Annotated in this window: 24 protein-coding genes and 7 tRNA genes; 28 read left to right on the top strand and 3 right to left on the bottom strand. The window is 55.5% G+C overall.

Going from position 1 to position 22819, the window contains the following annotated elements:
- Positions 1-68: 68 nt before the first annotated feature.
- The 3 genes from ACFSOY_RS05450 (at position 69) to ACFSOY_RS05440 (ending at position 2415) form a co-directional block, all read left to right on the top strand.
- On the top strand, positions 69-1646 hold the full coding sequence (locus ACFSOY_RS05450) for a hypothetical protein (protein ID WP_386044583.1): 1578 nt from the start codon (positions 69-71) through the stop codon (positions 1644-1646).
- Between the two features lie 63 nt (positions 1647-1709).
- A complete protein-coding gene (locus tag ACFSOY_RS05445) occupies positions 1710-2102 on the top strand; it encodes a hypothetical protein (RefSeq protein ID WP_386044581.1) in 393 nt (130 codons plus the stop codon).
- A gap of 46 nt (positions 2103-2148) precedes the next feature.
- Positions 2149-2415 carry a DUF2621 family protein gene (locus tag ACFSOY_RS05440; protein ID WP_386044579.1) on the top strand — a complete coding sequence of 89 codons (267 nt, stop codon included), beginning with the start codon at positions 2149-2151 and terminating at the stop codon, positions 2413-2415.
- Between the two features lie 58 nt (positions 2416-2473).
- Here the strand turns inward: ACFSOY_RS05440 and ACFSOY_RS05435 are convergent, their stop codons facing one another.
- Complete coding sequence (locus tag ACFSOY_RS05435) at positions 2474-3100, bottom strand: hypothetical protein (RefSeq protein ID WP_386044577.1); 627 nt, start codon at positions 3098-3100, stop codon at positions 2474-2476.
- Positions 3101-3356: 256 nt separating this feature from the next.
- Between ACFSOY_RS05435 and ACFSOY_RS05430 the strand changes: the two genes are divergently transcribed.
- Entirely contained in the window at positions 3357-4553 is a 1197-nt protein-coding gene (locus ACFSOY_RS05430) for an iron-containing alcohol dehydrogenase (protein ID WP_386044575.1), read from the top strand.
- Positions 4554-4650: 97 nt separating this feature from the next.
- Positions 4651-5409: a hypothetical protein gene (locus ACFSOY_RS05425; RefSeq protein ID WP_386044573.1), complete on the top strand. Its 759-nt coding sequence runs from the start codon at positions 4651-4653 to the stop codon at positions 5407-5409.
- A gap of 139 nt (positions 5410-5548) precedes the next feature.
- On the opposite strand, the gene ACFSOY_RS05420 is transcribed toward ACFSOY_RS05425, so the two are convergent.
- Both ACFSOY_RS05420 and ACFSOY_RS05415 read right to left on the bottom strand, forming a co-directional pair.
- Positions 5549-6760, bottom strand: a complete 1212-nt coding sequence (locus tag ACFSOY_RS05420) for an alanyl-tRNA editing protein (RefSeq protein ID WP_386044571.1) — start codon at positions 6758-6760, stop codon at positions 5549-5551.
- 19 nt (positions 6761-6779) lie between these two features.
- A complete protein-coding gene (locus ACFSOY_RS05415) occupies positions 6780-7964 on the bottom strand; it encodes an aminotransferase class I/II-fold pyridoxal phosphate-dependent enzyme (RefSeq protein WP_386044568.1) in 1185 nt (394 codons plus the stop codon).
- Positions 7965-8162: 198 nt separating this feature from the next.
- Between ACFSOY_RS05415 and ACFSOY_RS05410 the strand changes: the two genes are divergently transcribed.
- The 23 genes from ACFSOY_RS05410 to ACFSOY_RS05300 all read left to right on the top strand — a co-directional run bounded on the left by ACFSOY_RS05410 (position 8163) and on the right by ACFSOY_RS05300 (position 22818).
- Positions 8163-8945, top strand: a complete 783-nt coding sequence (locus tag ACFSOY_RS05410; protein ID WP_386044567.1) for an enoyl-CoA hydratase/isomerase family protein — start codon at positions 8163-8165, stop codon at positions 8943-8945.
- 7 nt (positions 8946-8952) lie between these two features.
- On the top strand, positions 8953-10014 hold the full coding sequence (locus ACFSOY_RS05405; protein WP_386044565.1) for a DNA double-strand break repair nuclease NurA: 1062 nt from the start codon (positions 8953-8955) through the stop codon (positions 10012-10014).
- A 3-nt stretch (positions 10015-10017) separates the two neighbouring features.
- A complete protein-coding gene (locus ACFSOY_RS05400; RefSeq protein ID WP_386044563.1) occupies positions 10018-11886 on the top strand; it encodes an ATP-binding protein in 1869 nt (622 codons plus the stop codon).
- 22 nt (positions 11887-11908) lie between these two features.
- Positions 11909-12463, top strand: a complete 555-nt coding sequence (locus ACFSOY_RS05395) for a GNAT family N-acetyltransferase (protein ID WP_386044561.1) — start codon at positions 11909-11911, stop codon at positions 12461-12463.
- Between the two features lies 1 nt (position 12464).
- On the top strand, positions 12465-13244 hold the full coding sequence (locus ACFSOY_RS05390) for a TIGR00266 family protein (protein ID WP_386044559.1): 780 nt from the start codon (positions 12465-12467) through the stop codon (positions 13242-13244).
- A 167-nt stretch (positions 13245-13411) separates the two neighbouring features.
- Positions 13412-14401, top strand: a complete 990-nt coding sequence (locus tag ACFSOY_RS05385; RefSeq protein ID WP_386044558.1) for a metallophosphoesterase family protein — start codon at positions 13412-13414, stop codon at positions 14399-14401.
- The gene (locus tag ACFSOY_RS05380; protein WP_386044556.1) at positions 14398-16014 is read left to right on the top strand and encodes an AAA family ATPase; all 1617 of its coding nucleotides are present in this window, start codon (positions 14398-14400) and stop codon (positions 16012-16014) included. Before ACFSOY_RS05385 ends, ACFSOY_RS05380 begins: the two co-directional genes overlap by 4 nt.
- Positions 15998-16255 carry a hypothetical protein gene (locus ACFSOY_RS05375; protein WP_386044554.1) on the top strand — a complete coding sequence of 86 codons (258 nt, stop codon included), beginning with the start codon at positions 15998-16000 and terminating at the stop codon, positions 16253-16255. The genes ACFSOY_RS05380 and ACFSOY_RS05375 overlap by 17 nt, the downstream gene beginning before the upstream one ends.
- 10 nt (positions 16256-16265) lie before the next feature.
- A complete protein-coding gene (locus ACFSOY_RS05370) occupies positions 16266-16937 on the top strand; it encodes an ATP-binding protein (protein WP_386044553.1) in 672 nt (223 codons plus the stop codon).
- Positions 16938-16967: 30 nt separating this feature from the next.
- Positions 16968-17354 carry an adenosylmethionine decarboxylase gene (gene speD / locus ACFSOY_RS05365; RefSeq protein ID WP_386044551.1) on the top strand — a complete coding sequence of 129 codons (387 nt, stop codon included), beginning with the start codon at positions 16968-16970 and terminating at the stop codon, positions 17352-17354.
- A gap of 159 nt (positions 17355-17513) precedes the next feature.
- A tRNA-Ala gene (locus tag ACFSOY_RS05360) sits at positions 17514-17588 on the top strand.
- 248 nt (positions 17589-17836) lie between these two features.
- A tRNA-Val gene (locus ACFSOY_RS05355) sits at positions 17837-17912 on the top strand.
- Positions 17913-17920: 8 nt separating this feature from the next.
- Positions 17921-17997: transfer RNA gene (locus tag ACFSOY_RS05350), tRNA-Asp, on the top strand.
- 14 nt (positions 17998-18011) lie between these two features.
- Positions 18012-18087 (top strand) — tRNA-Phe (locus tag ACFSOY_RS05345).
- Positions 18088-18245: 158 nt separating this feature from the next.
- A tRNA-Gly gene (locus ACFSOY_RS05340) sits at positions 18246-18320 on the top strand.
- A gap of 7 nt (positions 18321-18327) precedes the next feature.
- Positions 18328-18402 (top strand) — tRNA-Cys (locus tag ACFSOY_RS05335).
- 6 nt (positions 18403-18408) lie between these two features.
- Positions 18409-18483, top strand: a tRNA-Val gene (locus ACFSOY_RS05330).
- A 207-nt stretch (positions 18484-18690) separates the two neighbouring features.
- The gene (locus tag ACFSOY_RS05325) at positions 18691-19971 is read left to right on the top strand and encodes a tetratricopeptide repeat protein (protein ID WP_386044549.1); all 1281 of its coding nucleotides are present in this window, start codon (positions 18691-18693) and stop codon (positions 19969-19971) included.
- A 255-nt stretch (positions 19972-20226) separates the two neighbouring features.
- Positions 20227-20481, top strand: coding sequence for a helix-turn-helix domain-containing protein (locus tag ACFSOY_RS05320; RefSeq protein WP_386044547.1), 255 nt, complete (start codon positions 20227-20229; stop codon positions 20479-20481).
- Positions 20482-20592: 111 nt separating this feature from the next.
- Entirely contained in the window at positions 20593-20778 is a 186-nt protein-coding gene (locus ACFSOY_RS05315; protein WP_386044546.1) for a hypothetical protein, read from the top strand.
- A gap of 331 nt (positions 20779-21109) precedes the next feature.
- Positions 21110-21871: an AAA family ATPase gene (locus tag ACFSOY_RS05310; RefSeq protein ID WP_386044544.1), complete on the top strand. Its 762-nt coding sequence runs from the start codon at positions 21110-21112 to the stop codon at positions 21869-21871.
- A gap of 50 nt (positions 21872-21921) precedes the next feature.
- Positions 21922-22191: a DUF2573 family protein gene (locus ACFSOY_RS05305; RefSeq protein WP_386044542.1), complete on the top strand. Its 270-nt coding sequence runs from the start codon at positions 21922-21924 to the stop codon at positions 22189-22191.
- A gap of 69 nt (positions 22192-22260) precedes the next feature.
- The gene (locus ACFSOY_RS05300) at positions 22261-22818 is read left to right on the top strand and encodes a GNAT family N-acetyltransferase (RefSeq protein WP_386044540.1); all 558 of its coding nucleotides are present in this window, start codon (positions 22261-22263) and stop codon (positions 22816-22818) included.
- Position 22819 lies beyond the last annotated feature (1 nt).

The raw sequence follows: 22819 nt of genomic DNA, 5'->3' as shown, positions 1-22819 counted from the left end.
GCACATACTGAAGGAGGAGAGCATCGACAAGTGCTACATAATTTGAAACAGGACTTGGAGGGAACCGAATGTACGGCAACCAGTATCGCAATCAATTGGGACGCATCCATCAAAATTCGCTGTATCATGGACAATCGAGCCAGTATGAGAACGCACAGCATCAACAGATTCAGAACAGCGCTTCCCATCAGTTGGGGATGGGCATGGGAGGGTATGGTGGACAGCAAAGTTACAACCAAGGCGGCTATCAGCAGGGAGTGAGCCAAGGACAGCTGAACCAAATCCACCAAAACTCGCTGTTCAACGGACAATCGTCTCAATCTGGCAATCCACAAGCGCAACGCATTCAACAGAACACGATCCAAGGTGGAGGACAGAGCATGCTGTCTTCAGGCTTTGGCATGAGCGCAGGCGGCTCGTTTGGTGGCGGTCAACAAAATTACAACCAGGGATATCAACAGGGAGTGAGCCAGGCGCAGTTGAATCAGATTCACCAAAACTCGTTGTTCAACGGACAATCCTCCCAATCTGACTACCCCCAAGTTCAGCGCATTCAGCAGAACACGATCCAAGGTGGAGGAGGACAGAGCATGCTGTCCTCAGGCTTTGGCATGAGCGCAGGCGGCTCGTTTGGTGGCGGTCAACAAAATTACAACCAGGGATACCAACAGGGAGTCAGCCAAGGACAGTTGAACCAGATCCACCAAAACTCGTTGTTTAACGGTTCTTCCCAGTATGACAATCCTCAAGTTCAGCGCATTCAACAAAGCACGATTCACGGGGAAGAGCAGAACCCGCTGCGCTCAGGTTTTGGCATGAGCATCGGCGGTTCGTTTGGTGGCGGTCAACAAAATTACAGCCAGGGATACCAACAGGGAGTGAGCCAAGGACAGTTGAACCAGATCCATCAAAACTCGCTGTTCAACGGTTCTTCCCAGTATGACAATCCTCAAGTTCAGCGCATTCAACAAAGCACGATTCACGGGGAAGAGCAGAACCCGCTGCGCTCAGGTTTTGGCATGAGCATGGGCGGTTCGTTTGGTGGCGGTCAACAAAATTACAGCCAGGGATACCAACAGGGAGTGAGCCAAGGACAGTTGAACCAGATCCACCAAAACTCGCTGTTCAACGGTTCTTCCCAGTATGACAATCCTCAAGTTCAGCGCATTCAACAAAGCACGATGCAAGCTGCGCAAGGGATGGGTGGCGGCGGTCTGAGCGGAGGAAGCATGAGCAGCGCCGGCATGGGCATGAGCGGAGGAAGCATGAGCAACGCTGGCATGGGCATGAGCGGAGAAAGCATGAGCAGCGCTGGCATGGGCATGGGCGGAGGAAGCATGAGCAACGCCGGCATGGGCATGAGCGGAGGAAGCATGAGCAGCGCCGGAATGGGCATGAGCGGTGCTGGCATGGGCATGGGCGGAGGAAGCATGAGCAACGCCGGCATGGGCGGTATGTACCAGGGCGGATATCCGCAAGGCGGGGCGTATCGATCGGTGATGAGCGCCGATGCGGGCATTCAGGATGCGGAGGGGCCAGATCGCTATCCGGCTTCGATGTATCGAGGCAATCAATATGATGCGGTGAACCAATCGGTGATCAACCAGCTGAGCAACATGGGCGGCTCCGCACTCCGCTCTTACTGATCGAATCGAGAGCGAGACCTGCAAGTCAAATCGCATAGAATTCCACCCGAAGAGGCGCGTCTGATGACGTGCCTTTTTCGATGGAAGAGCGCTTCGATGCGCCTTGACGTCCATTTGGACGAGGAGTACGATTGGGAGGAAGAGGGGGGAGCGACCATGGAGGAAAGGCTGTTGCGGGTGGACGGCATCGCTCTCAGCGATCCGGTAGCGTATCAGAGCGTGGAAGATGTGGCTGAAGCATATTTGGTCAAATTGGAGCTGAACGCTCCACTTCAGGTCGGAGATGAAGAGCTGACCGAGATTTTTCTCCACCTCGGCGAAACGACACGCGATGTGTCCTGTGGAGATCGCCTCGCCGTCACCGGCTATCTCGTCCAGCGTCGAGTCATCACGCGCTCAGGAAAACTTCGCCAAAGTGGTGTCTATCAGCTCCTTGTACAGGATGTAGAGAGATAAGTTGTGGTACACTGGAGAGGAATCAATTTGGTAGGAGGAGTTCCGTTTGAATTACACAGATCAATCGAAAGCATTGCTCGAAGAGCTGTTGAGCCCGATCCCGTTTTTTGCTCGCCCGATGGCGAAGAAGATGATTGAAAAGCAGATCTTCGCTGAAGCACAGCAAGCTGGCCGCGAAACGGCGACCGATGAGGACGTTTTGCGTGGATACATCATCGCGGGTGCGAAGAAAGAAGCGGATCGCGATCGAATCAAAAAGTTTTTGACCGAAAAAGGATATGACCTCTCGAAATATGCGGATCTGCTGGCCTAAGCTCGCAAAGTAGCAAAAGAGCACCTGACCGGAGTGTACAGGTGCTCTTTTCTGTCGTTCATCTCGTATCGATCTCCCAGTAGGGCGTGCCGTTTGTCGAGTAGCCGCGGACCTGAACGAAGCGTGGGTCGAACGCTTTTCGAACTGCGATAAAACCTCGGTTGTGCGAGACATCGATGCGATCGGTGCGACCATCGCGATAGTTGATCTCCACGTATTCGATAAACGGGTTAAAAACGCGGCCAGCCAATACGCCGTATGGTGGGTTGATCCCGTTGTTTGGCGGGATCGCGCGGACGACGATCAGATCTTTGTTCGGATCGGTCGATGCGAGCGGCCAGCGCGCCTGATGGATGGCGATGCGGCCGTCTGCAAGGCGGGAAGCGTACGCCAGCCCGTCATTGTTCGGCAACGAGTAGAGCACATATGTACCGGTCCCCGCGTTTTTCGTCTCCAGGATGCGAAACTGGGCGCGAGTATCGGGCGGCAAGGAGACCTTCCGAAACAGTTCAGCAGTAAACGCGGGGTAATCGTTCGGTGCGAGCGGTGAGGTTGCGCCTTGCGTCACCTGTTGAATGCCTGCGCGTCCGCTTTTTGCATCTTCTTTTGTCCCGCATCCGCTCAGCCAGGAAGTTGCGACGAGCAGCGCGGAGAGCATGAAGACAGACGTTCGAGAAACTGCCATCAAAACTTCCTCCTTTTGCAACAGTAGCCATCGAATATGCCTAGTGTGCCCGCGAAGGGGAAAACCACTCCCTCAAGCGATGGGCAGATCACCTCTTCTGCTGTGGACAGATTGGAGAGCAAAAGGATGATGTATGCGATCTCGTTCGTCGATCGCTCTGCTGTTCTGCGCGGTTTCAGGAATGGGCGACCCATTTTGTTTCTATGCTATACTTGAAGGAAAACACCACATCGTATAGGCGAGCAGGAGGAGAACGATGCATAACTTTCAGTTGAGTATGCCGACGCGCATCATCTTCGGGCGCGGCGAGGTTGAGAATGCAGGTGCGGAGGCGGCCAAGCTGGCAGGCAAGGTCATGCTGGTCACAGGGCGCACTTCGACGCGCAAGACTGGCGTTTTACAGCGGGTGATGCATTCGCTCGAAGCGGCTGGAGTGGAAGTGGTGCTCTATGACAAGATCGAGCCGAACCCGCGCACACACACGGTTGACCAAGGTGGGCGCATCGCGCGAGAAGCAGGCTGTGAGCTGATCATCGGGCTGGGCGGCGGTTCGCCGATGGATGCAGCAAAAGCGATCGCGACGGTGGCGAAGAGCGGTCATCCGAGCCATGAATACATAACGGGTAACAAGACGGGGCGGTGGCGTGAGCTGCTCCCCATACAGGAAGCGCTGCCGATCATGACGATTCCGACGCTTGCGGCGACCGGATCGGAAGCGAACAACGGCGGTGTGCTCACACATGAAGCGACCAAGGAGAAGGGTGCGTTCTCCGGGCCTGCGCTGTTTCCGAAAGTGACGATCATCGACCCGGAGCTGACCTACACCGTTTCGCCCGAGTATACGGCTGATGGGGCGGTCGATGTGTTCACACATCTTTACGAAGCCTATCTGACCGGCGCTGAAGAGGCGCGCGTGCAAGATCATCTGACAGAAGGGCTGATCCGCGCAGCGGTCGAAAACGGGCCGATCGCCGTCGCAGAGCCGGAGAACTATGAGGCGCGGGCGGCGCTGATGTGGGCATCTACGCTGGCGCTGATCGGCATCGCAGGCGCAGGGCGCGGCGGGTCGTTCCCCGTGCACCAGATGGAGCATACGCTCTCCGCCTACTATGACATCTCTCACGGCCGCGGCTTGGCGATCTTGACGCCCGCCTATTTTAAGCGCGTAGCAGAAGATCGACCGCATCGGTTGGCGCGAATGGGACGTCATTGCTTCGGCGTGAAAGCAACGGATGATCAGCTGGCGGCGGCGGAGACGATCGAACGGGTGATCGAATGGTTCCGCTCGATGAACGTGCATCTGAAGATGAGCGATCTGGGCATCGCTCGGGACTCGTTGCTTCCGATGGCAGAAGAAGCGGTGCGCGTCGGGGGGCGGGGACAAGGATTTATCCCGGCGACGCGTCAATTGGATGTGCGGGAAGTCGTAGCGATTTACGAAGAGAGCTATTGAGCTGAGCTTCGGTGGCCGCCGTGTGCATCGGCGGTCTTTTTTCGTTGGCGGAGTGAGACAACTTGCAATGCTTCATCTGGACAGAGGGGGAAAGGCGATGCGAGCGACCAAAGAGATCGCAGCAGTCTGGGAACGATTTGACCGAATGCCGATGGAGACGCTGACAAAAGCGTGGTACGCGAGCCGTTCGGCGGGTGGCGGGCAGCGGACGGTCAAACAGATGAGAGAACATCATGCAACGTATGGGACATCGGGCAACTGTTTCGATTTAGCGCTATGGCTGTTAGATGAGTTTCGACAGGCTGGCGTGGAAGCGTACGCGATCGGGCATGATATGCGGAACGAAAAGGCACATGTGGCGGTGATGGCTTTCGATGAGCACCGTTCGCCCTATCTGTGCGACCTCGGCGATATGTGGATTCAACCTGTGTTGCTCGATCCAAAGCGCTCATCCTTCACTGGCGAGAGGATCGCTGGCTTTTTTCCGGGGGCGCAGGTGCAGGTGTCTGTCGGCGAGTCGAGTTGTGAGATCATCTATCATCGTGCGGGTGAGAAGCGGAGCCAACAGGTGTACGATCTGCGGAAAATTCCGCAGCTTGAGCTGATGCAGGCGGCAGAAGCGTCTCAACGCTGCTTTCGAACGCAGCTGGTAGAGCGGCGCGTGCGAGTTGGGCAGGAGGTCGCTCACTGGGAGTTTTCCGACGGGGAGAGCTTCTTGAGCACGAGCGCAGGGCTGTTTCCCGAGCCGAAGCTGACATCGCTAGAAGCGTGGTGCGATCGCATCTATGAGCGCACCGGCATCGCAAAAGAGGTGTTGCGAGACGCGCTCACTTATTATGCGCAACAGAATGGCTAGCGGTTAAAGGTCGGTTTTAGGCGATCGCGCGTTTTTCTGTTGCCCATATCAGGTTCGATCATGTGAGTGAAAAAAAGCGATCAACAGAGCGGGTATCATCGATGATACCAGACTGTTGATCGCTTTTATCGTTCGTCAGTCAGACGGTGGTCAGCTTGTTCGACAGCAGACTGAGCGCATGGCGGAGCACCTCTGCGGTGGGCAGCGCTGATTGGCCGCCACCTTGGGCGACATCAGGGTTGCCGCCTCCCTTGCCCTCGATTACGGGCAGGGTTTCTTTGAGCAACTCGTTCATTTTGATCGGAACGTTCGCCCCGCGTGCGAAGACGAGCTGCGTTTTCTCGCCGGAAGCTGCCAGCAGGGCGATGCTGTTCGGCGCAAGGCTTGTGATATGCTGTCCGAGCTTTTGCAGCTCGGGGATGGTGCGCTGCTCCAGAGGGAGCACAACGATGCTCAGCTCGCCTTGAGGGATCGCGTTCTGCAGCGCTTCTTGCGCTTCGACGAGCAGCATTTTGTCCTTGATCTCCTGCAACTGCTTGTCCAGCTCTTTTTTCTCCTGCAACAGGCGTTCGACGTTGCCCGGCAGGTCGGTGAAGCTCGACGTGAGCTGGCGGGAGAGATTTTTGAGCACCAGCTGCTGCTCGGTCATCGCTTGTAACGCGCGCCAGCCTGCGACGATCTCGACGCGCGTGTTGCCTTTGTATTTGCTCCAGGACAGCACTTTGATCGGGCCGATCTCACCCGTCTGAGCGAAATGAGTGCCTCCACAGGGCGAATAATCAAAATCTCGTACGGAGACGATGCGCACGTTCTCAGTCACAGTCGGCTGTTTGCGCAGCGGCATGGCTGCCAGCTCTTCCGCTGTGACGAACTTCGCTTCGACCGGGCGGTTCTCGAAGATGATCCGGTTGGCGAGCGCTTCCGCCCGCTCGACCATCTCCTGCGTCAGCTCGGACACGGTCAGATCGATCGTCGTCGTTTCCCGCCCGAGATGAAAGCCGACCGTCTCCGCTGCAAACAGGTCTTCAAAAGCGGCGGAGAGAATGTGCTGTCCGGTGTGCTGTTGCATCAGGTCGGAGCGGCGCTGCCAATCGAGCTCCGCCTGGACGATCTCTCCACCCGCAAGCGGCGCTGCGAGGCGATGCAGGATGCGACCGTCGACCTCCTCCACGTCAATCACTTCGATGCTGTCGATCTGGCCGAGGTCACAAGGCTGCCCACCTCCGACCGGATAAAAGGCGGTCTGATCGAGCACAACATACGGCGTGCCGCCCGCTTCGACCCCGCGCTCCGTGACGGTGGCGGTAAAGGTGGTCAAATAGGGGTCTTCATAATACAGCTTGCGAGACATGATAAGCCTCCCTCTTCTATCAGGCGATCGGTTTTTTGTTCAGAATACCAGATTCTGCAATGCGGCGGACCGTCTCGCGCAGGCGCTCTGCCGGCTGTACCAAGGCGATGCGCACATAGCCGTGCCCATGCTGACCGAACGCTTCGCCCGGGATGACGACGACGCCCGCCTCTTCGACCAGGCGAAGCGCAAACTCCATCGAAGGCATGTCGAAGGGCAGCTTCGCCCAGATGAACATGGTCGCCTTCGGTTTCTCGATCGCCCAGCCGAGCTCGCGCAGACCGTCGATCAGAATGTCGCGGCGCTCTTGATACACGGCAGACATCTGACGGGTGTACGACTGATCCCCTTGCAGAGCGGCGGTCGCCGCATGCTGGACGGAGCCGAACACGCCGTAGTCGATGTTCGATTTCAGGCGAGACAGCGCTTCCACCGCCTCTTGGTTACCGGCGATGAAGCCGATGCGACAGCCGGCCATCGAATAGCTTTTCGAGAGTGAATGAAACTCGACCGCAACGTCTTTCGCGCCGGGGATCTCCAAGATCGACATCGGCCGATAGTCGTCGAAGGTCAGTTCCGAATAGGCGAGGTCGTGCACGAGCACGATCTCGTTCTCGCGGCAGAAGTCGATCGCCCGCTTGTAAAACGCTTCGTCTGCGACGGCGGGAACCGGGTTGCCCGGATAGTTTAAGATCATCATCTTCGCCTTTTTGACCGTCTCGGGATCGAGGCTGTCAAAGTCGGGCAGGAAGCCGTTCTCCGCCAGCAGCGGCAGCGGTGCGACTTCGGCGGAGGCGAGGTGGATGCCAGAGGCGAACACCGGGTAGGACGGGTCGGGAACGAACGCCACATCGCCCGGGTCGAGCAGGGCGAGCGGCAGGTGGGCGAGGCCATCCTGCGAGCCCATCAAGGTCAGCACTTCGGTGACCGGATCGAGCTCTACGCCGTTGAAGCGCGCTTTGAACCAGTCGGCAAACGCTTGGCGCAGCGTCGGGAAGCCCTGCTGGTGCGCATAACCGTAGACGTTTTGCTGCATGACAGAATTTTTCAGCGCTTCCATCACGTGCGGTGGAGGCGGGAGGTCGGGAGAGCCGATCCCGAGGTCGATGATGTCACGGCCTTGAGCGATCAGTCGATGCTTATGGTTGGCCATCTCGGTGAAGATGGAGGATGTAAGATGTTGAAGTTTTTTTGCGCGGATCATAAAATTTCCCCCTGCGTATGATGTTTCGTTGCCGATTGCATTTTATGGTAGGATGAAAGAAGAACATACCTGCCATCGTTAGCGTACCGTACTGCTAGTTACAAGTAAATACCAGAGTAGTTTTTCTAGCGGCCCCGAACATCATTCCAAGATGTTTGTGAACCGTCTTTTATTTTATCATAAAGGAGTCTGTCAGCGATGAACGATGCTGTTCGTTTTGAAATGGATCTGGAGCGACACCTTGCGATCTTGCGCATCGATCGCCCCGAAGCGAGCAATGCGGTCAACACGCAGGTGATGGAAGGGCTGGCAAAAGGTCTGCAGCGGGCTAAGGATGATCGAGACGTGCGAGCGGTGATCCTGACCGGAGCGGGAGCGCGCGTGTTTGTGGCCGGCGGCGACCTGAAGGAGTTTCATTCGGAGTTGCAGACGAAAGAGCAGGTCTACGCGAAGATGTCGCAGATGCGCGAGGTGATCCAGACGATCGCCGATTTCCCGAAGCCGGTGATCGCCGCGGTCAACGGCGCTGCTCGCGGCGGCGGTGGCGAGGTGGCGGCCGCCTGCCATTTTCGGGTGGCCGCACAGTCGGCGACCGTCGGGTTTATTCAGGTGAAGCTCGGCGTCTCCCCAGGTTGGGGCGGGCTGGCGCTGCTCACGCGGATCGTCGGCAGGCAACAGGCGCTCTGGATGGCGCTGAGCGGTGAAGTGCTCGATGCGGCAGCAGCGAAGGCGATCCGATTTTTCGATGAAGTGGTGCCAGACGAGCAGCTGATCGAGCGAGCGAAGTCGATGGCCGCCACGTTTACCGCGCACTCGCCTCAGGCGGTGCAGGGGCTGCTGCGGTTGATGCAGGAGGCGGAGAGCCTGCCGCTCGCTGAGAGCATGGAGCGGGAGAGCCAATTGGTGGCCTCCCTGTGGGGATCGCCCGAGCACGAGGAATACCTGCAGGCATTTTTCGCTCGCCGCGGGCGAAAGGAGTGAGGCGCGCATGAGCGGGTTGTTCACGCTCGCCAAGGAGATTCAAGGGCTGAATGTGACCTTGCAGCAAAAGCGGGGCGAGCGCAAAGGCAAGAATGCGCTCCGAGCGGGCCTTGAGGCGTCGGTCGGGGAATTTGTCCGCGCGAAAAAGCTGTCCGACCAAGAGGTGCGAGACCTGTTCGAAGGTCGAGCGCTCGTCGGGGTCGACGGGTCGGTCAACCAATTTGGCAGCCAGTATCCGTACGCGATCCATCTGTTCAAAGCGCTGGCCAAGTCGACCGTCGCAGGCCGAGATGGGACGAGCTCCGTCGAGCGGGTGAAGATGTTTTCGGCGCTCGATGCGGACAGCCACCGCGCCGTCTTGCATTTTATGCAGCAGCGCCGCGAAGAGCTGCGGGTCGCACCGCAGGAAGATCGCCTGATCGAGCGCGATCTCGCCGAGCAGCAGGCCTACCAGATGCTGGTCGATCAGCTGATGGTCGAACTGGAACTGCAGGCGGCGATCGAGGCGGTGGAAAAGTTTCGTCCGTTTCTGCTGCTGATGGATGGCGGGTTCTCGCGGCTGAAAGGCAAGTCGGGCGAGCTGTGGGATCAGTTTGTCGAAACGGTGACCGATGCGGGCACGATCGTCGTCGGCGTGATCGAGGAGGTCGGGTCGTATCGGCTGAAGTCCCGCCTCGATGAGGTGGACGAGCGGTTGTTGGATGGGTTTGTGCGCGGACATGACCGGGAAGTGCTGTTCAACCTGTTGGAGACGGGAGAATGGCTGAAGACGAGCGTGGAACGGCCGATCAAAAACGAGTTTTACACCGTGTTCACCCGCTTTTCTGACCAACCGCAGGCGGGGGCGTGCGATCTGCTGCGCGAACAGGCTGACCGGGTGGATGATGTGGTCAACTTTCTGTACACGATCACGCCGAGCAAATCGCGCGGGATTCCGCTGTGGTTGGACATCGTCGATGAGCAGGCGCGGCTGACCAGAAAGCAGGTGGAGATGATCATGAAGGGCAATCTCGATCAGGAGATTATCGAGTCGTTTTTGCGGTCACAACGGGAGAGGAGGGACTTTTAGCGCATGATGCAGATCGTCGGACAAACGACCCAGCTCGAAGCGTGGGTTGCGTCGCGGGCGCGCAAGTTTCAGATCAACGAAATCCTGATCATCGAAGAGCGGGATCAGGGCGATCCGAAGGCGGAAGTGGTGGAGACGATGACCTTCAATCGCTACATTCCCCTCGCGTCGGAGCAAAATCAATTTGTGGACGAGGGCGTGCTGAGCGGGTTGCGCCAGGTGGGGTTCGCCATCGAGGATGAGGAGATCAATCTGGCAAAAGTGCGATTGATCGAGGAGCTGACCATTCCGATCAAAGTCGGAGCGATGGTGCGCGTGCCCAGGTTTGCCGAGGTGGAGTCGCTGTTGGTCAAGCGCCGTCCAGCTCAGGGTTTGACGCTCGGCGTGATCCAAGGCACGGCGGAGATCGCCAAGGACATGCCAGCCGATCTGCTCGGGGTGGCGCCGCTGTTCGACAAAGAGCAGGGGGTGCGGGCGCAAAACGGCGTTCCGTTCGTCTTCGATTATCGCTCGATGGACCAATATCCGCACATCGGGATCTTCGGCGGCTCCGGATCGGGGAAATCGTTCGGCACGAGGGTCCTGTTGGAAGAGATCATGATGAAACAGGTGCCGGCTGTCGTGTTCGACCCACATTTTGAGCTGTCGTTCGATCAGGAGTTTCCCGGTCTGCCCGAGGAGTTTCGCCAATCGTTTAAAAAGCGCTTTGTCGTGCTCGATGCGGGGGTGGACATCGGGATCGAGTTTACCGAGTTGCAGGGGGATGATATCGTTTCCTTGTTGCGGGCGTCTTCAGGCAGCATCACCGATGCGATGGAGACGGCGATCAAAGCGGTACATAAAAACAGGGACAGCTATCTGTCCTACTCGACGCGGCTGTCCAATCTCGCGGAGGCGCTCGACAACGAAGCGGACATCCGCAAATCGCATGGCGAGCTCGAACATCTCAATCCGGATGAAAAAGAGCGGGTCTCGACGCTGTACAACCTGCTCAAAACTTATAAGGATAAGGTGGGCGGATTCGCCGGCACGCTGCGCTCGGTGATGCGGCGAATGCACCGTCTGGAGATGGAGGGCGTGTTCACTTCGGCGGGGACGAAAAAGGTGGAAGAGGCGTTCATGAAACGCCAGCTGGTCGTCATCCGCGGCTCGATGTACTTCCTGAACGTGTTCGCTTTCTATGTCGTGCGCAAGCTATATCGGAAGCGGAGGGAATACAGAGATTCGATTCAGAAGGGAAGGCCGATCGAAGAGAAGTTTCCACCGTTTATCATCATCACCGACGAGGCGCACAATTTCGCTCCCAAAGGGGATGTACCAGCACCGGCGAAAGGCGTGCTGAAAGAGATTGCGCAAGAGGGGCGGAAGTACGGAGTGTTTCTCGTCTTCGCAACACAGCGACCCGCGCTGCTCGACGATACGATCACCGCGCAGCTGTCGACAAAGATGGTGTTTCGCACCGTGCGCTCTGTCGACATCTCGGTGATCAAAGAGGAGACTGACATCACGCCGGAAGAAGCGTCGCGCCTGCCCTATCTGCCATCGGGGACCGCATTTATTTCCTCGGCAATAACAGGCCGCACCAACTCGGTGCGCATTCGCGTCTCCAAGACCACCTCCCCGCATTTTAAAAACCCGTTCGAAGAGCTGGAAGAGGCGTTTGCAGAACAGGATGCGAAGCTGTGGGAGGCGATCGAGCCGATCTTGCCGATCGATGCGTTTAACTTGAACGCCTATCTGACAGACGTCTCGCGCAAGGCGGGGCGCACGCTCGGGCATGATGAGCTCGCGCATGCGCTGGAGGAGCTGTGTGAGCAGGGGCGTGTGGTGCAGGAGAGCACGCCGTTTGGCTCGCGCTATCGGAAAGCATGAAGCGGCTGGAGGTGAGCGGCAAATGATGAAAGGGACGCGCGTGCAGTTGCGCGCCTTGCAGGTGGAGGATGCGGAGCATGTCGTAAAGCTGGAGCAGGATTTCGAAGCGCGCTTGATGCATGCTCCAGGCGTGCCTTATCCGGTGGTTGTGCAAGAGGTGGAGCAGGAAATGCGGGCGCTCAGCCAGAAGAGTGAGAAGCACTCCTTTGCGATCGAGATGTTGGACGGGACGTTCGTCGGCGTCTGCTCTATCTTTCGCGTCGATCTGCTGCACGGAAACTGCTGGGTGAGCATCATGATCGGCGGGCCGGAACATCGCGGCAAAGGGTATGGCACAGAGGCGATGGAATTGCTGCTCGATTTCATCTTCCGCTTTATGAATGTGCACAAGGTAAAGCTCGGGGTGTTCTCGTTCAATGAACCGGCGATCCGCTCGTATGAAAAGAGCGGTTTCCAAGTGGAAGCTCGCATGCGTGAGGAACTGTTCCGAGAAGGCAAGTATCATGACATCATCTATATGGGTATCTTGCGACGCGAGCATGAGGCGCGCAAACAGACGGAAGAAGGGGGCAAGTAAGATGGCAGCACATGAGATCGATTACAGGTTGTACGGAGATGACATGCAGTTTGTGGAGATTGAACTCGACCCAGAAGAGAGCGTGATCGCCGAGGCGGGCAGCTTGATGATGATGGAAGAGTCGATCGCGATGGAGACGATCTTCGGCGATGGTTCCAATGCGGGCGGCGGGCTGATGGGCAAGCTGTTTGGCGCGGGCAAGCGCCTCTTGACCGGAGAGAGTCTGTTCATGACCGTGTTTACGAACGAAGGGCGCGGCAAGAAACATGTCTGCTTCGCAGCTCCTTACCCGGGCAAGATCATTCCGATGGACCTCAGTCGCTTAGGCGGCAAGGTGGTCTGTCAAAAAGAGGCGTTTCTCTGCGCGGCAAAAGGCGTCTCTGTCGGCATCGACTTTCAGAAGAAGCTCGGAACTGGCTTCTTCGGCGGCGAAGGGTTTATCATGCAGAAGCTCGAAGGTGACGGCCTCGCGTTTATTCACGCGGGCGGCACGATCTACGAGCGCCAACTGAATCCGGGCGAGCAGCTTCGGATCGACACAGGCTGTCTCGTGGCGATGACGCGCGAAGTCGAGTACGACATTCAGTTTGTCGGCGGGATCAAGACCGCTCTGTTCGGCGGCGAAGGCCTCTTTTTCGCAACGCTGCGCGGACCGGGGAGAGTGTGGATCCAATCCCTGCCGTTCTCACGTCTCGCATCGCGCGTCTTCGCAGCGGCGGGCGGCAAGAAAAAAGATGAGGGCAGCGTCTTAGGCGGACTGGGGAACCTGTTCGAAAGATGATCGAGTCAAAATCTGGCACGCACAAGAAAGCATCTCCTGCGAGGTGCTTTTTTGCTGTCCTCAAGGCGTTGAGATACCACATTTTTCTCTTTTTTTCGTGCAGGAACGGACTGGCCCGCGTCGAAAATGAAAGTTGACATAATGCAAATGGAGAGGGGGAGCCCCCTGTGAAACTGCTATATCTCACCGATACCCACATTCGTGCGAGCTCACCGCAGAACCGCACCGACAATTTTGTGGAGACGTTGCAAAATAAATTTCGGGAAGTCAATGAGATCGCAAGGCGTGAAGGGGTGGACGCCATCTTGCACGGCGGCGATTTTTTTGACATTCCGAGCCCTTCGCTCGCCGTCTGTGCCGACTTCATCTCGCTGATGCGGGATGCGGGCGTGCCGATCTACGGCATCGCGGGCAACCATGATATTTTTGGTCATAATCCGGATACGCTTCCGCGCACGATGCTCGGCTTCATGGATCGAATCGGCCTGGTGCGACTGATCCATCCAGGGCAGCCGCTGTATCTGGAAAAGAACGGCATCAAGGTCCAGGTGACAGGCCAGCACTACCATTACGATCTCGACCGCCGCGACCCGCGCCTCGACTATGTGATCGACTCTGTCGAAGCGGATGTCGGCATTCATCTCGTCCACGGCATGCTGATGGATCGGGCTTTTATTGAAGGGGTGGCGCACACGCGCGTCGATCAGATCCTGGAGACGAAGGCGCATCTCACCCTCTGCGGTCACAACCATATGGGCTGGCCGGAAGTGAAGCATGAGGACAAGATCTTTTACAACCCCGGTGGATTTGTGCGGCTGTCCAACCATCCGGCAGATGCGGGGCGCACGCCGCAGGTGTTGATCTTAGACACGACGAGCGGAGCGCTTCAGATCAAGAAGATCAAGCTGACCTCCGCATTGCCCGGCGAGCAGTGCCTCGACCGCTCCAAGCAGGAGGAGAGCGCATTTATGCAACAGCGCCTCGCCGACTTTGTCCAAGGCATCAAAGCGGCGGGCGACTACAAAGTGATCGACATCGGGGCGATCATCGACGAGATCGCCTCCCGCGATGGGGTGAAGGCGGAAGTGCGCGAAGAAGCGATGAACCGCATCGCGCTCGCGCAAGAGCGGCTGTCGATCGGGGAGAGCAGATCATGAACCTGAAGACGATTCGCAATCTGCGCATCGAGAATTTTCAATCGCATGAGCTGACCGAGCTGTCGTTCGATGACGGCCTCAATGTGATCGTCGGCGCGTCTGACAACGGGAAATCGGCGGTGATCCGCGCGCTGCGCTGGCTGCTGTACAACGAGCCGCGCGGCTCCGACTTCATGCGCGTCGGGGCTACGCAGTGTCGCGTGACGGTCGAGCTGGCAGACGGGTCGCGGGTCACCCGCGAGCGAACCTCGTCCAAAAATCGCTACATCGTCGTGCAGGCGAGCGGTGATCAGCAGATCTATGAAGGGTTTGGCAACACAGTTCCGCAAGAGGTGAGCGATCTGACCGGCGTGCGGAAAGTGGCGCTCGATGAGGACAACGAGACCGCGCTTCACCTCGGGACACAGCTTGAACCGCCCTTTTTGCTCTCCGAACCTGGGTCGATCAAAGCGAAGGCGATCGGACGGCTCAACGGCGTGCACATCATCGATGCGGCCTCTCGCGATACGAACCGCGATCTGACGCGCGCCAACGCGGATGAGCGCGGGTATCGCGAACAGTTAGCAGAGGTGGCGGCGGAGCTGGAACAGTTTTCCGATCTGCCCTATTTAGAAAACATCCTGTTGCTCGTCGAAGAGAAGCAGGCGAGATCGAGAATGCTTTCCGGTCGCTTGGAGCGTCTGCGCGCGTTGGCGAAAAAATATCAGGCGGTGCAAAGCGATCTGATCGAGGCGAACGAAGTGCTGGCGAAGACCGCATCGATCGATCGCGCCGCGCTGCAGACGGAGCGGGCGATCAGCTTGCAGAGCAAGTCGCTGCGCCTCAAGCAAGCGCAGGCAAAGCGTGAACAGGTGGCGACAGGCATCGTGCACGCCGATTTCGTCTTGCAGCGGACAGCAGAGCTTGCTCGTGCGGAGGCGGGGATCGCTACTGGCGAATCGCTGCGCGGTCGCTCCAAGCGGCTCAGCCAACTTTTCGCATCCAGTCAGCAGCTGCAGCAGCTGAGCGGGCGCGTGGAAGCGGTGTTGCAGCAGACGAGCGGTTTGGAGGCGGCGCAGCGAAAAGTGGCGCACCTCGAAGCGACCAAAGGGCGCCTGTCCAATTTGCATGCGCTCGCGATCAAGCGAGACGAGACGACAGTACGGCTGAACAAAGTGGATCGAGTCCTTGAGCTGACCGCACAGACCCCTGCGCTCGGCGCGAGCATGGAGCAGCTCGAACGGCAGCTGCAAAAGGTGCAGAAGCTGCGCGACTATCAGCAGCGACAGAACGCGTTGAGCGGACAGATCGATTCTCTGCACCGAGCGCTCAGCACCCTTGCTCAGACGGAGCGAGCCGAATGGGGCGTTCAGCAGCTGCTGATGCTGACAGAGCGCCATCAGCTGCTCGTCAAGCGCAACGCCGATCTGTTCGACCTGCAGGAGCGGTTGCGGCGGGCCGATGTTTGGCTCAAGGAAAATGCGCTGGAGATCACCGAGCGGCTGGGAGCGTACAGCAGAGCGTTAAAACAGTCTGGAACCTGTCCCGTCTGCTATGCGCCGATCGATGAACATACAACCGAGCGACTGCTCGAAGAATTTAAAGGAGGGCTCTCCGATGAGCACAGCGATTGATAGCAAACTGACCACCTTAAAAGATGGCCTCGCCAAAGCGAAAGACATGCGCTACAAGGCGGAACTGAAGAAGGATGCGCTGTTAAAACAGCAGGAGGAAATCTTGGAGCAGATCCGTGCTGAACAGGTCGACCCGGCGATGCTTGAGGAAGAAATCCTCAAGTTGGAGCAGGAGATCGCCCAGCTGGCAGACGAAGTGGAAGGTCTGATTCCGTGGGACCTGATCAACCCGCAGGCGTAGGTGAGCGAAGATGACAGCAGATATTGCGAACTTGGATGGGGCGATCTCTAAGCTGCGCGATCTCTACAACCGCCGCTTGGGCGAGCAGGAATTGCTGCTGCGCAAAAAGCGCCAACTGGAAGAGCGACAGGCGCAGAAGCGAGCGGAGATCGAAAAGCTGGAGCAGGTCAAAATCTTGCTGCAAGAATCGAGCGCGTTTGCACGTGAGCAGGCGCGCCGTCAGATCGAGACGATGGTCACCAACGCGCTGCAGTTTATATTTGGCGATCAGGACATCGAGTTTCGCGTGGTGATCGAAGAAGTGCGGGGGCGCGCGGACGGGGAGTTTCTGGTCGTCTCCAAATATGGCGGTGAGATACCGGTGCAGACGCGGCCGCAGGATGCGCGCGGCGGGGGTGTGGTCGATGTGATCTCCCTCGCGCTGCGAGCGGCGCTCTTGCATGCGAACCGGCCGCAGCTTGACGGCCCGATCATCCTCGATGAGCCGGCGAAGCACGTTTCCGAAGAGTACAGCCGGCAGGTGGCCGAGTTTTTGAAACAGCTGTCGACCGCGTTCGGGCGGCAGATCATCATGGTCACGCACAACCAGCATCTGGCAAACACGGGAGATACTTCGTACATCGTGGAAATGCGTTCAGGGAAAAGCTATGTTCGAGTCTATCAGAGTCTCGAAAACGCATAGTTCGCATCCCACAGCGAGGAGGCTGAACAGATGGACACGATGGGGCGACATGTCATCGCAGAGCTTTGGGAATGTGATCAGCAGATCTTGAACAGCCAAGCGGATGTGGAGAAGGTCATGGTGAACGCGGCGCTCGAATCGGGCGCGGAGGTGCGCGAAGTGGTGTTTCACAAGTTTTCACCGCAAGGGGTGAGCGGGGTGGTGGTCATCTCCGAGTCCCACCTGACGATTCACTCCTTTCCGGAACATGGCTACGCGAGCATCGACGTCTACACGTGCGGCGATCGCATCGACCCGCAGGTGGCGACCGATTATATCACCAAGCGTTTGCGCGCTGGGCGCGTGGAGACGATCTTCATCCCGCGCGGTGTCGGCTCGTTCGCAGATGTGAAGCAGAACGTCGAAATTCTGCGCTAATAGCGCGTAATTCGCACAGAAAGTCTGTCAAGTGGTGACAAAGGGAGGACTTCATCAGGAGTTCTCTTTTTTTGTTCCGATTTGGGTATTGATTTTCATCTGCTGCCCGCATATAATAGGTTTTGTCGCCGCGAGCGCGCGGCTATGTGCTTACGTCACGGGGAATTAGCTCAGTGGTAGAGCACTGCACTGGCAGTGCAGGGGTCAGGGGTTCAAGTCCCCTATTCTCCACCAATTTTCCAAAAGGTGGACTCTTGACCGGCGGTTGAGAGTGTGATACATTAGATACTGTTCTTGAAAGGACGGTCAACGGTGAGCGGATGTTTTGCCGCCATGTTGATGCTAGTGCACCTTTCAAAAGGAAGGCTGACTAAGAGTGCAGTGATCTGTCGCAACGTCAGCACTTGTACTCCTTTAAAAGGAAGGCCAACTAAGAACGCGACGTCCTGTCGCAACGTCAGCACTAGTACATCCTGTACGTCGGAGGTTTAGCTCAGCTGGGAGAGCATCTGCCTTACAAGCAGAGGGTCGGCGGTTCGATCCCGTCAACCTCCACCATCATATCTGGAGCTGTGGTGTAGAGGCCTAACATGCCTGCCTGTCACGCAGGAGACCGCGGGTTCGAATCCCGTCAGCTCCGCCATTTTCAAACTGCAAGGCTCGGTAGCTCAGTCGGTAGAGCAGAGGACTGAAAATCCTCGTGTCGGCGGTTCGATTCCGTCCCGAGCCACCATTTTCAAATACTTTTTCAATGGTAGTCCAACTAAGGGCGCGACGTCCTATATTGTGACTGATCGTGTACAACCTTAGTTTGCAAGTTGGCATTTTTTAAGGAAGTCCAACTAAAAACGCGACGTCCTGTCGCAACGTTGGACGCGGTACATCCTGTACGCGGAAGTGGCTCAGGGGTAGAGCATCGCCTTGCCAAGGCGAGGGTCGCGGGTTCGAATCCCGTCTTCCGCTCCATTGTTCTGGTGGCATAGCCAAGTGGTAAGGCATAGGTCTGCAAAACCTTGATTCCCCGGTTCAAATCCGGGTGCCACCTCCAAAACATGCGATCGTAGCTCAGAGGGAGAGCACCACCTTGACACGGTGGGGGTCGGAGGTTCGATTCCTCTCGATCGCACCATACTGTAGTAGAAAACACGTCAAACATCCGTTTGACGTGTTTTTTGTCATACGGCAATCGTTTTTATAAAGCTTCTCATAGAACCAAGATAGCTTGCATGTTATGATTTTGGAAAGCTACCTTTGAATGTGCTGGTTTCAAATTGACAAAACAAGTATCACTAGATTGGAGAAAGATTGAAGGAAAGTGCAATGGGTGGTGAATGAGATGGGGACAGTCAAAGATATAGGTGCAAAGATTCGCCATTACAGACTTCATCTTGGGCTGTCTCAAGATGAGGTGGCAGAAGGTATCTGCTCAAGACAGACAATTAGTCTGTTAGAAAACGGGCGACACATTCCATCCCCAGAGTTCTTAGTAAGAATTGCAGAAAAGCTAAGCATACCGCTTCATGAAGTAATGTTTGAAAAGGTAGAGGATTTGCGAGCGGATCTCCAAATTGGCATTATAAAGTACCATGTTGCAAATGGCGAATATTCGAAAGCAATGACTTTTGTGGATGAACTTGATAGCCGCGACGACTTGCTTGAGGGTAATCGGAGAGAACTTATTTTGATTCATGCAGATTGTTTGACACTGTTGGGACAAGCCAGTGTTGCCATCACAAAATTGGTGGAGCTACAACAATCACTTGCAGGTGAGCGATCGGTTGACGATCATTTTTTGGCAAATGTTTATAATAAGTTAGGGAACGCATATTTCCTGACTCGAGATAATCTGAACGCTTTTTCTCATTACCAGCGAGCTTATCAAATTTGTTCAAGAAACCCGTCAAGCTTGATTGCGGCTGAAGTTGCTTACAACTTAGGTCAGGTCTGTAATGTGATGAGCAAGAACGAGGAAGCTCTCGAATATTTCACTATTGCTAAGACATTTTATGATCGTGTGGCTGACCTGAAGAAGCAAGCCGATACTTTTTTCGACATCGCACTGCTTTATCAGCAGAAGAATGAAATTGAAAATTCTATCCGCTATCTTTGGAAGGCGAATTCGCTCAATGAGTCGTTGACTTTGTTTGAGAAGCGATTGAAGAGTAATCAACAATACGCTCTGTTAATGGCAGAAAAAGAACCGCAGCTAGCTTTGGAAGAATTGTTGCATTGTTCGAGAGAATTTGAACGGGCGAACGATGCCTGTTTTCTCGCACACACTTATGCAGGAATCGCATCGATCAAAATAGGGCAAGGTGAATTGGTGAAGGCGGGGCACTATTTACATATGGCTTTAGAGCTGTTCGATGAAGACATGGCGAGAGAGGAGCCGAAGCTCGCTCATGTCTATTATGTGTTCTCTATTTTCTTACAAAAGATGGACAGATATTCCGAAAGTATAGAGTACGGGGCTAAAGCAGCAAATATTTTTGAGAAAATAGGCCTTTTTGTAGAGGCAACCGAATGCTTGAAAGTGTCGATGTCAAGTCTAAAAGCACGCAACAAAGCTATCGAAAAGAGAACGGAAATCATTGAGGATGAGCAGTTATCGCTTTAATCGAGTTAAGCTTGTTTTTGAAGATAGGCAGTTCCTCTTTTTAGATCAATAAAGCCTTTTCACGCCAAGCCTCCTCGCAAAGGGGAGGTGATTTTATTTTCTGGTGCTGTCGATTCACTTGTGAAGCCTTTTGCCAATCGAATACTTGCCGTCGTGTACGTCTTTTTTATTTCTTGGCAGTTCTTTATCCGATATGATGATGCAAAGACAACTGGTTTTAGATTACCAATTATATTGGATGGGGGAGTTCGGCTGATGGCAACAACTACTGGAGAGCGTCTGCAAAAATCGAGATTAAGTAGAGGGATGACTTTAATTGAGCTAGCAAAAGGCCTTTGTACACCAAGCTTCCTATCTCAGATCGAAAATGGTCGTGTTCGCCCCTCTCACAAAATTCTTTCTGCATTAGCAAGTCGTCTTTCAGTTCCAATGGATCATTTTCAGTTGGAGTGCTTGGAGTTAGATCACCATAGCAGCGATGATCAACACGACTACATGAAGTATCCGTAACCAACAACATCATGCTGACTCCGCGCAACTTCCAAATAAATCGCATCGGATGCAACTTTTTCCATTATCAACCGTACTAACATATATCAATTCGTTTGGAGGTAACGAAAAATGGACTTTTTAGCAGGAACGTTCATCATCCAACTGCTCGGGTTAGCTTATTTTGTAGGAATCCTCGTTGTGATCGTGCTGATCATCGCCGCGATCTTCCAGATCAAGAGCAACACAAAGCGCATGGCCGACCGATTGGAGTCGATCGAGCGGCTGTTGGGAGAATACGTAACGAAAAAAGAGTAAGTAAGCGATCGGTTGTTCTCTACCGAAAACTATCAATAACGGATAAACGATCAATAAATGATCAATTCATGGTCGACTTTGCCGTATCGATTTCTCATTTGCAGGACAGCCCGAATTTTGATGGGCATGAATGATTCTTGAGACCTGAACATTCCATCATGCTTAGTACCGACAGTCGATTCTTTCGGATTCCGCAAAAGGAGTCACGACCGATCTATATAAAACTTTTTCAAAGACTTCATGTGACCAGAAAGCAATGTGCGCTTTCAGAAAGAGCGGGAATTGACTCCCGCTCTTTTTTTCGAAAAGATAGAGGAAAGGAGGGACGGGCATGTTTCTGCGCGACATTCAATTTCTGTGGGATCGAGTACCCAGTCGGGAGCGAAGCGGATACCCGTTTCACCTGCCCGCCTATCAAGGTCTGGAGCGGCTCGAACTTCACCAGCCGATCACATTTTTTATCGGCGAAAACGGGACGGGCAAATCGACTTTGTTAGAAGCGATCGCCTCGCTGTGCGAGTTTCCGAAAAGCGGAGGCGAAATGCAGGCGGAGGAGCACTCGGAGGCGCACGATTTTCCTCTCGATCAGGTGTTGCGCCTGTCGTGGATGCCCAAGGTGCGCAACGGATTCTTCTTGCGCTCGGAGACGTTTTACAACTTTGCAACCCTGTTGGAACGGCGGGAGCGCGACATCGATTTTATGGGAAATCCCTATGGACGTTATGGGGGGAAATCGCTGCACCAACGATCACACGGGGAATCGTTTCTCGCGCTGTTTCAAAATCGGTTTCAAGAACGGGGAAATGCCATCTACCTCCTCGACGAACCGGAGGCCGCCTTGTCACCGATGCGTCAGCTGACCTTTTTGCGCGTGATGAAAACGCTCGTCGACACGAAGCGAGCACAGTTTATCATCTGCACGCACTCGCCGATCTTGCTCGGGTATCCGGGGGCTGACATCTTCTCGTTTGACGAGGCACCGATTCGGAAGGTCGCCTATGAGGACACGCCGCATTATACGGTGACCAAATCCTTTATGAATCGGCGGGATGTGATGCTGCGCGAACTGTTTGAGGATTGCAATGGGGAATGACCCTCGATAAGATGGAAGGAGAAAATTTCCTTGAAAAGCGAGGTTGTCACATGGCAAACTACCAAGTGCCTGAACATCTGGAAGGTCTTTTGCAAACGTTCACAGAGATGATGACAGGGAAATCTTCGCAAGAGAATGTGGAGACCGTCTTGGAATGGGCGATCTACATGCATATCCGCAACACGATGCCGCCGCTGGTACAACATTGGGGCACGGCAGCACCAGAGGAGTCTGCTAAGATCAAAGCGGCGATCTTAAAAGTCAAATCGCTGAACGAGGATCTGAAGCAGAGGCGCCAGGTGCAGGCAAAGGAAGAATAGTTTGGGATTGCTACTAGATGACTCATCTAAATATGTAGGAAGAAACGGCTAAAGGAGTGTCCAATTCGGATGAACACGAAAACGCCGCCGAAACCGCTATATCTGCTGTATCCTGAGCATCGTCTGGCAACTCCACCAGAAATAAAACTCCCGCGCGGCTACAGGATGCGGACGTTTGAGGAGCGCGATCGGGTAAACTATCAAGCGCTGCTCGCAGCAGAAGGTTGGAAGTTGGATGAGGAAAAGCTTGCGAGCTTTCTCGACATCGTGTTGCCACAGGGTATTTTTTTCATCGTCGAGGAGCGTTCCGAAGAGATCGTGGCGACCGCTTGTGCGGTGCACAATCCGCAAGGTGGGCATTGGCACTTTCCGTTCGGCGGTGATCTGGGCTATGTGATCACCCGACCGGAACATCGCGGTCGTGGGCTGGCGACAGCAGCATGCGCTGCCGCCGTGTCGCGGATGCTCTCCGCTGGATACACGAGCATCCGCGTCGGCACGAACGATCACCGTCTGTCCGCGCTCAAAGTGTATCTCAACCTCGGCTTCGAACCGTTCTGCTACGCACCTGGTATGGAGGAGCGCTGGTCTGTCATCGAGCAACAGCTCAGGTTGTGCGAACGATAAG

The sequence above is a fragment of the Tumebacillus lipolyticus genome (genome assembly GCF_042682745.1).
Taxonomy (GTDB): Bacteria; Bacillota; Bacilli; order Tumebacillales; family Tumebacillaceae; genus Tumebacillus_A; species Tumebacillus_A lipolyticus.
The sequence above is the reverse complement of the archived record's forward strand: the minus strand, read 5'-3'. Positions and strand labels throughout refer to the sequence as shown.